This window comes from Micromonospora sp. NBRC 110037, assembly GCF_001652995.1.
Classification (GTDB): domain Bacteria; phylum Actinomycetota; class Actinomycetes; order Mycobacteriales; family Micromonosporaceae; genus Micromonospora; species Micromonospora chalcea.
In genome coordinates this window covers 1-14,303 of record NZ_BBVA01000022.1, presented here as the reverse complement: position 1 = coordinate 14,303, position 14,303 = coordinate 1, and the positions used below count along the sequence as shown (strand labels likewise).

Below are 14,303 nucleotides of genomic sequence, written 5' to 3'. Positions count from 1 at the left end.
TCGGCGATGAGCGGGCCGCGAAGATCACGCACGTGTCCGCCGACGGCGCGGACTGGATCACCACCGTTATCCGACGGCGCTGCCCGAACGCCGTGCGCTGCGCCGATGCATTCCACGTCGTGGCCTGGGCCACCGACGCCGTGGACAGGGTTCGCCGCCAAGCCTGGAACGAGGCCACCGGCCGTGGCGCCGGCCGTCGCGGCGTCGCCGTCGGCACGGCCCGCCAGTTGAAGAACACCCGCTGGGCGTTATGGAAGAACCCGGAGAACCTCACCGACGCCCAGCAGGCCAAACTCGCCTGGATCGCCAAGACCCACCCCCGCCTGCACCGGGCCTGGGCGTTGAAAGAAGGCCTCCGACTGGTGTTCACCCTGGCCAAGACCAGCCCGACAGCCGCAGTCGAGGCCCTCGACCGATGGATCGGGTGGGCCCGCCGCAGCCGCATCGACATCTTCATCGACCTACAACGACGCGTCACCCGTCACCGCGACCAGATCATCGCCGCCATCACCCATGGCCTGTCCAACGGCCGCATCGAGTCCGTCAACGCCAAGATCCGCCTCATCACCCGCATGGCCTTCGGCTTCCACTCATCCGAAGCCCTCATTGCCATGGCCATGCTCAGCCTCGGCGGCCACCGACCCGAACTACCCCGCCCATGAACACCCGACCCACACATCCGTCACAAGACCCATATTTATGACTCTGAGGTATATCGCTTCACCGCGAACGTCCACCGCCTGGCGTCACGCGGCGTGACCGCGCCCGGACTCTTCGGCTACGAACCGGCCCGCGATCGCCGGGAAGATGACAGGATGCGGCGGTGGCAGTCGACAAGCGACAGTTGGGGCGCAGCGGCATCGAGGTGAGCGCCCTCGGTATGGGGTGCTGGGCCATCGGCGGCCCCTGGGCCGAGGGCGCCCGCCCGCTGGGCTGGGGCCAGGTCGACGACGACGAGTCGGTACGCGCGATCCGCCGCGCGCTCGACCTCGGTGTCACGCTGTTCGACACCGCCGACACGTACGGCGCCGGGCACGGCGAGCGGGTGCTCGGCCGGGCGCTCGCCGGGCGGCGCGGCGAGGCCGTGATCGCCACGAAGTTCGGCTACACGTTCGACGAGAGCGCCCGGCAGGCCACCGGGGAGAACGCCTCGCCGCACTACCTGCGCCGGGCGGTGACCGACTCGCTGCGCCGGCTGGGCACCGACCACATCGACCTTTATCAGCTGCACCTCGGTGACCTGCCGCTGCCCCGGGCCGAGGCGCTCATCGGCACGCTCGACGACCTGATGGACGACGGCCTGATCCGGGCGTACGGCTGGAGTACCGACCGGGCCGACCGGGCCGCCGCGTTCGCCCAGGTCGCCCGGGGCGCCGCCGCCGTGCAGCACGCGCTGTCGGTGCTCCGCGACGCCCCGGCCATGCTCGACGCCTGCGACAAGCACGACCTGGCCAGCCTGGCCCGGGGACCGCTCGGGATGGGGCTGCTCACCGGCAAGTACACGCCGGAGTCGACGCTGCCCCGCGACGACGTACGCGGACTCGGGCCGACCTGGCTGGAGTGGTTCCGCAGCGGCCGGCCCGCCCCGGAGTGGCTGCGCCGGGTCGCCGCCGTACGCGACGCGTTGACCGCCGACGGCCGTACCCTCGCCCAGGGGGCGATCGGGTGGATCTGGGCGCGCAGCGGCCGCGCGGTGCCGATCCCCGGCGCCCGTACCGTCGCCCAGGTCGAGGAGAACGCGGCAGCGCTGAGCTGGGGTCCGCTCGCCCCGGACCACTTCGCCGAGGTGGAGCGGCAGCTGGCGGCGGTACGCTCGGCAGCCCTCCGGGACGCCGACCGCCCCCACTGGCCGATGCCCCCGGTCCCCGCCGTCCGCCCCTGACCCCGCGGCGGGTGGGCGGGGCGGGCGGGGTCAGTGGGAGGTGGACTCCTTGCGGGCCTGGTCGGCCAGGTGGGCGGGCATGGGGTCGTGGCGGGCGAACTCGCGGCGGAACGTTCCCGTGCCGGCGGTCATCGAGCGCAGCTCCACCGCATACCGCAGCAGCTCCGTGGCGGGCACCTCGGCGCGGACCAGCGTGCGGCCCTCGGCGTCCGGGTCCGGCTCGGTGCCGAGCACCCGGCCGCGCCGCCCGGACAGGTCGCCCATCACCGCGCCGACCGACGAGTCCGGCACCCGCACGGTGATCTCGTCGACCGGCTCCAGCAGCGTCGGCTGGCCCTTCTCGGCGGCGTCACGCAGCGCCAGCGCGCCGGCGGTCTGGAACGCGGCGTCGGAGGAGTCGACGCTGTGCGCCTTCCCGTCCACGAGCGTCACCCGCAGGTCCACCACCGGGTAGCCGGCGACCAGACCGCGTTCCATCTGCGCCCGTACACCCTTCTCCACCGACGGGATGTAGTTGTGCGGGACCGCGCCGCCGACCACCCGGTCGACGAACTCGAAGCCGGCGCCCCGGGGCAGCGGCTCCACCTCGATGTCGCAGACCGCGTACTGACCGTGGCCGCCGGACTGCTTGACGTGCCGGCCGTGCCCGCGCGCGGCGGCGCCGAACGTCTCGCGCAGCGGCACCCGGACCGGTTCGGTGTCCAGCTCGACCCCGCCGCCGCGCAGCCGGTCGAGCACCACGTCGGCGTGCGCCTCGCCCATGCACCACAGCACCAGCTGGTGGGTCTCCGCGTTGCGTTCCAGCCGCAGCGTCGGGTCACCGGCGACCAGCCGGGACAGGTTGCGGGCCAGCGCATCCTCGTCGGCCCGGCTGCGCGCCACGATCGCCACCGGCAGCAGCGGCTCGGGCATCTCCCAGGGCGCGACCAGCAGCGGGTCGTCCTTGGCCGAGATGGTGTCGCCGGTCTCCGCGCTGCCCGACTTGGTGATCGCGCACAGGTCACCGGCGACGCAGGCGGCCACCTCGCGCAGCGTCGCGCCCAGCGGGGTGTAGACGTGGCCGACCCGCTCGTCGGCGTCGTGGTCGGGGTGGCCGCGCTCGGCCATGCCGTGACCGGACACGTGGATGACCTGGTCGGGGCGGAGCGTGCCGGAGAAGACGCGCACCAGCGAGACCCGCCCGACGTGCCTGTCGACTGTCGTCTTGACCACCTCGGCGACGAGCGGGCCGTCCGGGTCGCAGGTCAGCGGCGGGCGGGGCGAGCCGTCCACGCCGGTGACCGGCGGCAGGTCGTGCTCCAGCGGCGACGGGAACGCCGCGACCAGGCCGTCGAGCAGCGCGTCCAGGCCCACGCCGGTCTCCGCGCAGACCGGCACCACCGGGTAGAAGTGGCCGCGGGCCACAGCGGTCTCCAGGTCGGTGATGAGCACCTCGGGGTCGATCTCCTCGCCGCCGAGGTAGCGGTCCATGAGGGTCTCGTCCTCGCTCTCCGCGATGATCCCCTCGATCAGCTCGTTGCGGGACTCCTGGATGGCCGGCAGGTGCTCCGGGTCCGGCTCGCGTACCTCCGGCGGCAGCCCGGCCGAGTAGTCGTACACCCGGCGGGTGATCAGGCCCATCAGGCCGGCCACCGACTCGCCGTCGTCGCCGAGCATCGGCAGGTAGAGCGGGAGCACGTTGTCGCCGAAGACGCGCTGGCACAGCGCCACCGCCTCGTCGAAGTCGGCCCGCGGGTGGTCCAGCCGGGAGACCGCCACCGCGCGGGGCATGTCGACGGCGGCGCACTCCTCCCACAGGGCGGCCGTGGCGGCGTCCATGCCGTCGACGGCGGAGACCACGAACAGCGCCGCGTCGGCGGCGCGCAGCCCGGCGCGCAGCTCGCCGACGAAGTCGCCGTAGCCCGGCGTGTCCAGCAGGTTGACCTTGACGTCGCGGTGCACCAGCGGCGCGCAGGCCAGGCTGACCGAGCGCTGCTGCCGTACGGCGGCGGGGTCGTGGTCGCAGACGGTGGTGCCCTCGGTGACGGCGCCGGCCCGGCCGATCGTGCCGCTGGCGGCCAGCAGCGCCTCGACGAGAGTCGTCTTGCCGGCGCCGGAGTGCCCGACGAGCACCACGTTGCGAACCCTGCCGGGCTCGGTCACCACCGGCGCGCCGCCGGTGACACCCTTCTCGTTCTTCTGCGCCATCGCGGCGCACCTCCCTCAACCGGTGGTGGTGGCGACCGCCGCGGGCGACGGGGGAGCGGACCCGGGACGGGCGCCGCGGCGATATCTTCCGGTGATCTCCTGCTGGCCGGGAACGCGGACCGGTGATCCGGTGAACTGGCTCACCTCCTGGCTCGATCTCACACCCGCGCGAGTGCGGGCACAAGGGCCGTCGGGCGGGTCGTGTGCCCGGCTGTGTCCCCGGCGGTTGCGGGCCGTTATCGTGGGACCGCCATGGCGAAGATCTTCCAAGTGACGGCCCGCGCGGGCATGACCCGCGTCGTGGAGCCGATCGCCCGTGCGCTGCTGCGTGCGGGCGTGTCCCCCAACGCGGTCACCGTGACCGGCACCGTCGGCGTGCTCGTGGGCGCGCTCGGCTTCGGCGCGCGCGGCCATCTGGTCGCCGGCGCGCTGATCGTCACGGTCTTCGCCCTCACCGACCTGCTCGACGGCACGATGGCGCGGATGAGCGGCGGGTCCACCCGGTTCGGGGCGTTCCTCGACTCGAGCATGGACCGGGTCGCCGACAGCGCGGTGTTCGGCGCGGTCGCGTACTGGCTGGCCACCGAGCACGACTACTCGGGCGTGGCGGCGGCGCTGATCTGCCTGGCCGCGGGCGGGCTGGTCTCCTACGTCAAGGCCCGCGCCGAGGGCCTCGGGATGACCTGCAACGTGGGCATCGCCGAACGCACCGAGCGGCTGCTCATCGTCGGCGTCGGCGGCCTGCTCACCGGCCTCGGCGTACCGCTGGCGCTGGAGATCGCGCTCTGGCTGCTCGCCGCCGTCTCGATCTTCACCGTCGGGCAGCGGATGGCCCACGTGTACCGCCAGGCCCAGCAGGTCGGCGTCGAGTGAACCTCACCGAGGCGGGCTTCGTCGCGGGCTGGCGCCTGATCCGGGCGCTGCCCCGGCCCGTCGCGGCCGCGGCCTTCCGGGCGGGCGCCGACCGCGCCCACCGCAAGGACGGCGGGGGTACGCGCCGGCTGCGCGCCAACCTGCGCCGGGTGGTCGGCCCGGAACTGCCCGACGCGGAGCTGGACGCGCTGGTGCGCGAGGGCCTGCGCTCGTACGCCCGGTACTGGATGGAGGCGTTCCGGCTGCCCGGCCTGAGCCGGGCGCAGATCCTCGCCGGGTTCCGCCTGGACGGGCAGGAACTGCTCGCCGCCGACGTGGCGGCCGGGCGGGGCGCGGTGGTGGCGCTGCCGCACGCCGGCAACTGGGACGCGGCCGGCGCCTGGGTGGCGGCCACCGGCTGGCCGATGACCACGGTGGCCGAGCGGCTCCCGGACGGCGTCTACGAGCGGTTCGTCGGGTTCCGGGAAGGGCTGGGCATGGAGATCCTGCCCAACACCGGCGGCCCGCGTCCCGCGTTCGACGTGCTGGTGGACCGGCTGCGCGCCGGCTACGTGGTGCCGCTGCTGGCCGACCGGGACCTGTCGGCCCGGGGCGTGGAGGTGGACTTCTTCGGCGGCCGGACCCGGATGCCGGCCGGGCCGGCGCTGCTGGCGATCCGCACCGGCGCGCCGCTCTACGTGGCCTCGATGTGGTACGAGCCGGACGCGGCGTGCGCGTCGATCGATGGCCCGCTGCCGCTGCCGGACCCGGACAGCGCCCCGCTGGACGAGCGGGTCCGCGCGGTGACGCAGCGGATTGCCGACGGTCTGGCGGCGGGCATCGCCCGGCATCCGCAAGACTGGCACATGTTGCAGCGGATGTGGCTGGACCAGGGCCGGGACGGTACGCCCACGTCGGCGGCGCCGCCGGCCACCACCGGGACGGTCTAGGGGGAGGGCGCAGTGCGTATCGGCATCGTGTGCCCGTACTCGTTCGACGTGCCGGGCGGGGTGCAGAACCACGTCATGGACCTGGCCGAGGCGCTGCTCGGGCTCGGCCACGAGGTGAGCGTGCTGGCGCCGGCCGACGAGGACTCGGCGCTGCCGCCGTACGTGGTGTCGGCCGGGCGGGCGGTGCCGCTGCCGTACAACGGGTCGGTGGCCCGGATCGCGTTCGGCCCGGTCTCCACCGCCCGGGTGCGGCGTTGGATCACCCGGGGCGACTTCGACGTGCTGCACGTGCACGAGCCGCTCACGCCGAGCCTGTCGATGCTGGCCGTGCTCTGCGCCCGCGGCCCGGTGGTGGCCACGTTCCACACCGCGATGACCCGTTCCCGGGTGCTGTCGGCCGCGCAGGGCGCGCTGCAGATCGTGCTGGAGCGGATCACCGCCCGGATCGCGGTGAGCGCGCTGGCCCGCAAGGTGCAGGTCGAGCACATGGACGGCGGCGCGGTGGAGATCCCCAACGGGGTGGCGGTGGCGAAGTTCGCCGGGGTGCCGCCGCTGCCCGGCTGGCCGGGGGAGTGCGCGCCGGGCACCGGCGGCACGCTGGGTTTCCTGGGCCGGTTCACCGAGCCGCGCAAGGGCTTCCCGATCCTGCGGGACGCGTTCGTCGCGCTCGCGCCGCACCGCCCCGGGCTGCGCCTGCTGGTCGCCGGGCCGGGCGACGCCGACGAGCTGTACGGGCGGTTCCCGGCCGCCCTGCGCGACCGGGTCACGTTCCTCGGCCTGGTCTCCGAGGCGGACAAGGCACGCATGTTGCGCAGCGTGCACCTCTACGTCGCACCGAACACCGGCGGGGAATCCTTCGGGATGATCCTCACCGAGGCGCTGGCCGCCGGGACGACTGTGGTCGCCAGCGACCTGGACGCGTTCCGCCGGGTGCTCGACGGCGGCCGGGCCGGACAGCTGTTCCCGACCGGCGACGCGGCGGCGCTGGGCGGCGCGCTGTCCGAGCTGCTCGACGACGCCGGCCGCCGCGCCGGGCTGACCGCCTGCGGCGACCAGGTGGTGGCGAATTTCGACTGGCCCGTGGTTGCCCGCCGTGTTCTGGAGGTATACGCAGCCGCGATCGAGGCCACCGACGGCCGGGTCATGGACCAGGAGTGGGCGGGACTGGGCTGACCGGGGTGGCCGCTGCGGCCGCTGTGACGAGCGCGTCGACCGGTGCCCCGCGCCGGGCGGGCGGGATGAGGAGCAGCACTACGATGCCGGGCATGTGGTGGGTGGTGGGCGCGGTCGGTGTGCTCGGGCTGGTCTCGGCGTACCTGATCTGGACCTCCGGCCGGGTGCAGCGGCTGCAGGTCCGCGCGGACTCGGCGGCCCGCGCGCTGGAGGCGCACCTGCTGCGCCGCGCGGCCGCCGCCGCGGTCCTGGCCGAGCAGCGGTACGGCGTGGAGCTGTACGCCGCCGCCCGGATCGCGCTCGACGCCGCCCCGGAGGAGCGCGAGGCGGCCGAGAACGACCTGACCCGGCAGTTGCGGGCGGTGCGGCTGGATCCGGACGACCCGGGCTGCGCGGCGGTGATCGCGGCGAGCCGCCGGCTGGCGCTGGCCCGGCAGGTGCACACCGACCTGGTCCGGGACGCCCGATCGGCGCGCAGCCGCCCGGTGGTGCGGCTGTTCCGGATGGGGCGGGGGCGGGAGTGGCCCCGCTACTTCGACATCGACGATCCCACGCTGGCCTCCCCGGCGGACGTGACCACTGGCTGACCGCCGGTCGTGACCGGGGCCACACGGCAGGCCACCGGGGGTTCGATTGGCGCTCGGAGCGGCGTCGCGACGGTCGTAGCATTCCTGCGCAGTCACCTCCCGAGCACGCCGAGGAGCGATGTCCCGTGTCTGAGTCCGCAGCCCCGACCCCCGCCACCGCCGTCGGCACCGCCCGCGTCAAGCGCGGCATGGCCGAGATGCTCAAGGGCGGTGTGATCATGGACGTGGTCACCCCCGAGCAGGCGAAGATCGCCGAGGACGCCGGCGCGGTGGCTGTGATGGCGCTGGAGCGGGTGCCGGCCGACATCCGCGCGCAGGGCGGGGTGTCCCGGATGAGCGACCCGGACATGATCGACGGCATCATCTCCGCCGTCTCGATCCCGGTGATGGCCAAGGCCCGGATCGGCCACTTCGTCGAGGCGCAGATCCTCCAGGCGCTCGGCGTCGACTACGTCGACGAGTCCGAGGTGCTGACCCCGGCCGACTACGCCAACCACATCGACAAGTGGGCGTTCACCGTCCCGTTCGTGTGCGGCGCGACGAACCTGGGCGAGGCGCTGCGCCGGATCACCGAGGGCGCCGCGATGATCCGCTCGAAGGGTGAGGCGGGCACCGGTGACGTCTCCAACGCCACCACCCACATGCGCAAGATCCGGCAGGAGATCCGCCGGCTCCAGTCGCTGCCCGACGACGAGCTGTACGTGGCGGCCAAGGAGCTGCAGGCCCCGTACGAGCTGGTCAAGGAGGTCGCCGAGCAGGGCAAGCTGCCGGTCGTGCTGTTCACCGCGGGCGGCATCGCGACCCCCGCCGACGCGGCCATGATGATGCAGCTCGGCGCCGAGGGCGTCTTCGTCGGCTCGGGCATCTTCAAGTCCGGCAACCCGGCGCAGCGGGCCGCCGCGATCGTCAAGGCGACCACGTTCCACGACGACCCGGACGTGCTCGCCAAGGTGTCGCGCGGGCTGGGCGAGGCGATGGTCGGCATCAACGTCGACGAGATCCCGCAGCCGCACCGCCTCGCCGAGCGCGGCTGGTGAGCGAAAGGAAGGGCCCCCTGTTAACGCCTCCGGTAGAGGCGGGGCCCCTTGTTAACACCCCGGGAGGAGCGGCGTGACCGTACCGGTGATCGGCGTGCTCGCGCTGCAGGGCGACGTACGCGAGCACGTCGCGGCGCTGACCGGCGCGGGCGCCGACGCCCGGCCGGTGCGGCGCCCGGGCGAGCTGGACGCGGTCGACGGCCTGGTGGTGCCCGGCGGCGAGTCGACCACGATCAGCAAGCTGGTGGACATCTTCGAGATGCGCGAGCCGATCGACAAGCGGATCGCCGCCGGCATGCCGGTCTACGGCTCCTGCGCCGGCATGATCATGCTGGCCGTCGAGGTGCTGGACGGCCGCCCGGACCAGCGCGGCTTCGCGGGCGTCGACATGACGGTGCGGCGCAACGCGTTCGGCCGTCAGGTCGACTCGTTCGAGGCGCCGGTGGCGCTCACCGGCGTCGACGGCGGCCCGTTCCACGCCGTGTTCATCAGGGCGCCGTGGGTCGAGCGCGTCGGCCCGGACGTCGAGGTGCTCGGCCGGGTGACAGACGGCCCGGCCGCGGACCGGATCGTCGCGGTACGGCAGGGCAACCTGCTGGCCACCTCGTTCCACCCGGAGCTGACCGGCGACCTGCGCCTGCACCGCCACTTCGTGGAACTGGTCCGGGCGAGCCGCTGAGCGGCCGGTCCGTCCCTGATTGTGCCGGTTCGGGCGGCTCGGGGCGGGCCGCTGCCGTGCGGCGCGTGACAGTGACCCGGCCCCCGCCGGTAGGATTGCCGAGATTCGGCAGGGCCATCAGCCCGCCGCGGCTCCCAGCAGAGATCACGGCACCTCGGCGTCGGCGTGCGCCGGCGGGGGAGCGGGGCGTGTGGTGCGGTCGATGCAGACGGCGGGTAGCAACGGAGGTAACAGATGTCCGGCCACTCAAAGTGGGCGACGACCAAGCACAAGAAGGCGGTCATCGACGCCAAGCGCGGCAAGATGTTCGCCAAGCTGATCAAGAACGTCGAGGTGGCCGCCCGTACCGGCGGTGGTGACCCGGCCGGCAACCCGACTCTCTACGACGCCATCCAGAAGGCGAAGAAGAACTCGGTCCCGAACGACAACATCGACCGCGCGGTCAAGCGCGGCTCCGGCCTGGAGGCCGGCGGCGCCGACTGGCAGACGATCATGTACGAGGGTTACGGCCCGAACGGCGTGGCGATGCTGATCGAGTGCCTCACCGACAACCGCAACCGTGCCGCCACCGAGGTGCGTACCGCGCTGACCCGCAACGGCGGCTCGCTGGCCGACGCCGGCTCGGTGTCGTACATGTTCTCCCGCAAGGGCGTGGTGATCGTCCCCAAGGGCGGCACGACCGAGGACGACGTGATGATGGCAGTGCTCGACGCGGGCGCGGAGGAGGTCAACGACCTCGGCGAGGCGTACGAGGTGGTGTCCGAGCCGGGCGACCTGATCGCGGTCCGCACCGCGCTGCAGGACGCCGGCATCGAGTACGAGTCGGCCGAGTCCTCCCTCATCCCCAGCGTGAACGTGCCGCTGGACGAGGAGGGCGCGCGCAAGATCTTCAAGCTGATCGACGTGCTGGAGGACTGCGACGACGTGCAGAACGTCTACGCCAACTTCGACGTGTCCGACGAGACGCTAGCACAAATCGGCGCGTAACATGCCGGGGCATGACCCCTGGTGACCTGGTGCGCGGGCTGCGAGCCAGCCTGTACGTGCGACTGAGCAAAGCCTCCGATGATCGGAACCTGAGCCGTCAAGGCATGGTTGATGATCTCCGGGGGCTTTGTGCTTCCCGGGGGTTCACCGAGGTTGCCCTACACGTAGACAACGGCAAGTCGGGTGCCATCCGCGATCGGCCGGAGTTCCGGGCGTGGCTGGCGGACGCTATTGAGGGACGCGCGGACGTGCTGGTTGCCTGGCACGTCGACCGGCTCAGCCGAGAAGGGCTGAACGTCGCCGCAACCATCCTTGACGTAATCGAGGGGAAGGACCCGGCCACGGGCAAGAAGGATCACCATAAGCCGGTTCGGCTGATCGGCTTTGATGATCGACTGGACTCGGGTGACCCTGAGCGGGACGACGAAGATTCCGGTTTTCGGATGAACTTCGTTATCAAGGCGGAGCAGGCTCGGGCGGAGTTGAATCGCATGAAGTCGCGTAGCCGCGCCAGGGTTCAGCGGTTGCGCAAAGAGAAGCGTTCCATTGGCGGCCTGACGCCGTACGGCTATCAGCGGGTCTATCGGGGCCCCACCGAGCTTGAGCATGACCCGGTGAGCGCGCCGATTCTCCGGGAAGTCGTCAAGCGAGTCATTGACGGCGCGAGCGTCGCCAGTGTGGCTAGGGACCTCAACGACCGGGGAGTGTTGTCACCAAGGGACCACGCCGCTATGCGCGACACGGGGGAGCGGCGGAAGGACCGGGAAACCGGAGAGATTTTGCCGCCGCAACTCTGGACGGACATGACGCTTAGGCGGATGCTGACCAATCCTGTGTTGCTTGGATGCCTCACGGACAACGGCAGGGTTGTCCGTGACGACATGGGCAAGCCCGTGCTACGTGGTGAGCCGCTGATCTCTAGGGAGGATTGGGCGGCCCTACAGGAAGCGATCAACGGCCGGAAGCGGCCTAAGACCCGCACGGCCCCGGATGCACTGCTGTCTAGTGCGGTTTTCTGCCCGCTGTGCGGGGAGGTGCTGCACTTCCATTTGGCCGTCAAGCCTGAGCGGCAGCAGGAGTATCGCTACTACCGCTGTTCCGGCAGAACGAGGAAGGGCAACGATTGTCCGGCTGGTGCCGCTCGGGCCGAAAAGCTTGAGCAGCTAGCCGGAGACGTGCTGCTGTCCGTCGTCGGGCACCTGGACGTGCTCCGCAAGGTGTTCGTCCCTGGCGACAGCACTGCCGCCGAGCTGGCGGACGTTGAGGAACGGATGCGGGAGTTGCGCGGGGACCGCACGGCCGGGCTGTACCGGGGTGAACGTGGGGCGGCGGAGTTCCGGGAAATGTACGCCGCTCTTGAGGATCAGCGGGAGCAGCTTGCTACCCGGCCGTCCCGCCCCGAGCGGTGGGAGTACGTGCCCACCGGGCGGACCTACCGCCAAGTGTGGGAGTCGTCCGACACCAACGGGCGGCGCTCCCTGCTGCGGGAGTCCGGCGTACGGGTGGAGGCAATGAGGGCTACCGGCACTGTCTCTGTCGGGCTGTTCGATCGGCCGGAGGGCTACGCGGCCGTAGAGCTGACCGTCCGGGACGGCGTACAGGTAGGCGTCTACCTGCCTTCGGATCTAGCGGCGAGAGTTAGCGGCAACCCGAGCGCGGTACTCAAGATGCGTCAGCCGTCGCTCCCGCTGGCGACCACCTAGAACAGCCTGAGAGCAACGCTGAGCGGTTTTCGCGCCCCGGCGGCAGTCCCGGCAACGGTGCTGCCCTGGGGTTTTCTCATGCCCTGACTCGTAACCCTGGGTACGGGCCGGCCCGTACCCAGGGTTACGTGTGATCCCCTCCGTTGGGTGCCCATAAACTATCTCCGTTGCGGTTTCCCGAACGGGCCCTTTGAGGGCCCTGCTTCTTCTCTAACCACGTTTAAACGGCTGTGGCTCAGCCGTGCCCAAGTCACGGGGAGGTTCTATTGAGTCTGCCAACTTTCTTGGATTTCGATAACACCGACAGCGATCCGCTGCCGCTGGATGATGCGGACAGCGATTACATCCGGGGTGTTGACCACGAAACGCCAAACCGAATTGACTTCGGGGGTAGTGCTTCGTGGTGGGCGTGTCCGCATGAGCGGAGTAAGCAGCGGGCCCGTGATTCAGAGTTTCCGTTGTGGCTGCGGGTGCGGTACGCGGCGGAAGGCTGGTCTAACCGCATCGGGCATGCGGAGATGTCTAAGGGGCAGCTAGCCGGAATCCTCGGTTACCAGGATCGGTACTCCCGTGCCACTGAGTCTGCCGTGAGCCGTGCTGTCAGGCAGGCTATCGGTAAGGGCCTGCTCGACCCGTCTTCCGGGCCGTCGTGTCTTGTGATGCCGTACGCGGATCATCAGCAGGCGGGCCGTGGGACGCGGTTCTGCCGGACTCATCGGATCGTTCGGACGTGACGGTGTGCAGCTTGTCAACCAACCCGGTTGACAGCTATCAACAGGATCGGTTAGCGATCCACGCTCAATGTCCGTTTCCCTCTCTATCTCAGTGAGTGCCCGTGGCGAGGAACGAGGCACGGGGACGAACGGCCTTCGTTGGGTTTAGCTGTACTACTTACTCAACGGGGCGGCTGAGGGGCCGCCCCTTATCCCTCTATGGTTGTAATAGGGGTTTGACTAAGGGGCCGTGGCACGGCCCTAGTAGTAACTACCTTCACTGACAGTTAGTTGTTAAGCCGTTGCTGTCGGCAATGCCAGGTAACTAGGGGAAGAACTACAACACAGCCAAGGGAAACGGCAGAGCAGGCTCTGCCTAAGGGCCGATGGGGCCCGACCCTTTATACCCGACTATGGGTAGCGGCCTTCCGAGGCCGCACAGGGAAAATCAGCGCCGTTAACGGGCTACCGGGGCTAGCTCCATTCTTTCCCGCAACCCTTTCCCGAACCCATCGCTTTAGGCGCGTGTGAACGCGCATAACGGTTGTTTACAGCGGCCGGATTTCCGGCCGTTTTCTGTGCCCTGAGCGGCGGAAACGTTGGAACGCCCGTTACGACGCGCGTAACACGCGCATAACGAGAGGAGAGACGTTGAAGAAGTGTGTCTGTGGTCGGGCCCTGGCCCGGACCCGTATGGGGAACGATAAGGCTACTTGTGGCCGTGAGGAATGCGAGCGTAGGCGACGGGCGGAGCGGCAGGCCGCCTACCGTGCCCGGAAATCGGGGAAGGTTCCTAGCCGCGCTGGGAAGGCCGTTGAGCCGTCCGGGCCCGTGGTCGAGCAGGACCAGGCGAACCCTACGGCGGCTAGCCTCGGCCGTTCAGTAAGGCCGCCTGTGGTTCATGATCAGAAATGAGGAAGTGCCTCCCGATCTGGGATGATCTGGCTTGTCGAAGGCCCATGATCGCCCGCACGGAAGGCACTTACCGAGTGAAGGCTACCGGAGCGCGCCCGAAGATCATCGTGAGTGCCGACGGGCGTGGCGTGGTCGGCCATGCCGGCGCTCGTCTCCTGGCTGATGTCGCGGAGGTGACCGGGCTGACCGAGGCGTTCGGCGACGCCCTCGCCGGTCTGCGGCGGCGGCGTGGCCAGCACGACCCGGGCCGGGTCGCGGTGGACCTGGCGGTGATGCTCGCCGACGGTGGTGAAGCGATCTCGGACCTGGCCGTGCTGCGTGACCAGGCGGACTTGTTCGGTCCGGTCGCGTCGGACCCGACGGCGTGGCGACTCCTGTCCGGCGTGGACGGTGAGGCACTGGGTCGGTTGCGTGACGCTCGGGCACGGGCTCGCCAGCTGGCCTGGGCCCAGCTGGCCGAGACCCGCGGCGGGCTCCCGCAGACAACCGCGGCTGGCCAGCCGGTCCCCGGCCTGGTCCTCGATCTGGACGCCTCGATCGTGCTGTGCCACTCGGACAAGGAATCAGCGACCCCGACCTGGAAGAAGACCTTCGGCTACCACCCGTTGTTCTGCTTCCTGGACAACACCCGCGAGGCC

Annotated in this window: 12 protein-coding genes; 11 read left to right on the top strand and 1 reads right to left on the bottom strand. The window is 70.9% G+C overall.

Translation table 11 applies throughout. The annotated features are described in order from the left end of the window. Positions 1-662, top strand: a 662-nt coding sequence (locus tag A4R25_RS30360) for a transposase (protein WP_197495009.1), incomplete at its 5' end; no start/stop codon positions are given. 218 nt (positions 663-880) lie between these two features. Beyond that, entirely contained in the window at positions 881-1,882 is a 1,002-nt protein-coding gene (locus A4R25_RS30355) for an aldo/keto reductase (RefSeq protein WP_176722759.1), read from the top strand. Between the two features lie 30 nt (positions 1,883-1,912). On the opposite strand, the gene A4R25_RS30350 is transcribed toward A4R25_RS30355, so the two are convergent. Further along, positions 1,913-4,069, bottom strand: a complete 2,157-nt coding sequence (locus tag A4R25_RS30350) for an elongation factor G-like protein EF-G2 (RefSeq protein ID WP_064448894.1) — start codon at positions 4,067-4,069, stop codon at positions 1,913-1,915. Between the two features lie 252 nt (positions 4,070-4,321). Here A4R25_RS30350 and pgsA point away from each other — a divergent pair, with 252 nt between their 5' ends. From pgsA to A4R25_RS30305, 9 genes are all read left to right on the top strand, one after another. Then, positions 4,322-4,942, top strand: a complete 621-nt coding sequence (pgsA, locus tag A4R25_RS30345; protein ID WP_043325003.1) for a phosphatidylinositol phosphate synthase — start codon at positions 4,322-4,324, stop codon at positions 4,940-4,942. Continuing rightward, positions 4,939-5,871 (top strand): phosphatidylinositol mannoside acyltransferase, encoded by a 933-nt coding sequence (locus A4R25_RS30340; RefSeq protein ID WP_064448893.1) that lies wholly within the window; start codon positions 4,939-4,941, stop codon positions 5,869-5,871. The genes pgsA and A4R25_RS30340 overlap by 4 nt, the downstream gene beginning before the upstream one ends. A 12-nt stretch (positions 5,872-5,883) precedes the next feature. Continuing rightward, the gene (locus A4R25_RS30335) at positions 5,884-7,044 is read left to right on the top strand and encodes a glycosyltransferase family 4 protein (protein ID WP_043325002.1); all 1,161 of its coding nucleotides are present in this window, start codon (positions 5,884-5,886) and stop codon (positions 7,042-7,044) included. An 83-nt stretch (positions 7,045-7,127) separates the two neighbouring features. After that, positions 7,128-7,631 (top strand): hypothetical protein, encoded by a 504-nt coding sequence (locus A4R25_RS30330; RefSeq protein WP_043325001.1) that lies wholly within the window; start codon positions 7,128-7,130, stop codon positions 7,629-7,631. 125 nt (positions 7,632-7,756) lie between these two features. Beyond that, complete coding sequence (gene pdxS, locus A4R25_RS30325; protein WP_043325000.1) at positions 7,757-8,668, top strand: pyridoxal 5'-phosphate synthase lyase subunit PdxS; 912 nt, start codon at positions 7,757-7,759, stop codon at positions 8,666-8,668. A 73-nt stretch (positions 8,669-8,741) separates the two neighbouring features. Then, entirely contained in the window at positions 8,742-9,347 is a 606-nt protein-coding gene (gene pdxT, locus A4R25_RS30320; RefSeq protein WP_043324999.1) for a pyridoxal 5'-phosphate synthase glutaminase subunit PdxT, read from the top strand. 234 nt (positions 9,348-9,581) lie between these two features. Beyond that, complete coding sequence (locus A4R25_RS30315; protein ID WP_064448892.1) at positions 9,582-10,334, top strand: YebC/PmpR family DNA-binding transcriptional regulator; 753 nt, start codon at positions 9,582-9,584, stop codon at positions 10,332-10,334. A gap of 11 nt (positions 10,335-10,345) precedes the next feature. Continuing rightward, complete coding sequence (locus A4R25_RS30310; RefSeq protein ID WP_082931200.1) at positions 10,346-12,037, top strand: recombinase family protein; 1,692 nt, start codon at positions 10,346-10,348, stop codon at positions 12,035-12,037. A 1,672-nt stretch (positions 12,038-13,709) separates the two neighbouring features. Then, on the top strand, positions 13,710-14,303 hold a 594-nt coding region (locus tag A4R25_RS30305; protein WP_197495010.1), incomplete at its 3' end, for a transposase.

Bases quoted from the DNA above. Each gene is read 5' to 3' on its own strand.
- A4R25_RS30355 (WP_176722759.1), top strand. From the start codon at position 881: ATGGGGTGCTGGGCCATCGGCGGCCCCTGGGCCGAGGGCGCCCGCCCG.
- A4R25_RS30350 (WP_064448894.1), bottom strand. From the start codon at position 4,069: ATGGCGCAGAAGAACGAGAAGGGTGTCACCGGCGGCGCGCCGGTGGTG.
- pgsA (WP_043325003.1), top strand. From the start codon at position 4,322: ATGGCGAAGATCTTCCAAGTGACGGCCCGCGCGGGCATGACCCGCGTC.
- A4R25_RS30330 (WP_043325001.1), top strand. From the start codon at position 7,128: ATGCCGGGCATGTGGTGGGTGGTGGGCGCGGTCGGTGTGCTCGGGCTG.
- A4R25_RS30315 (WP_064448892.1), top strand. From the start codon at position 9,582: ATGTCCGGCCACTCAAAGTGGGCGACGACCAAGCACAAGAAGGCGGTC.
- A4R25_RS30310 (WP_082931200.1), top strand. From the start codon at position 10,346: ATGACCCCTGGTGACCTGGTGCGCGGGCTGCGAGCCAGCCTGTACGTG.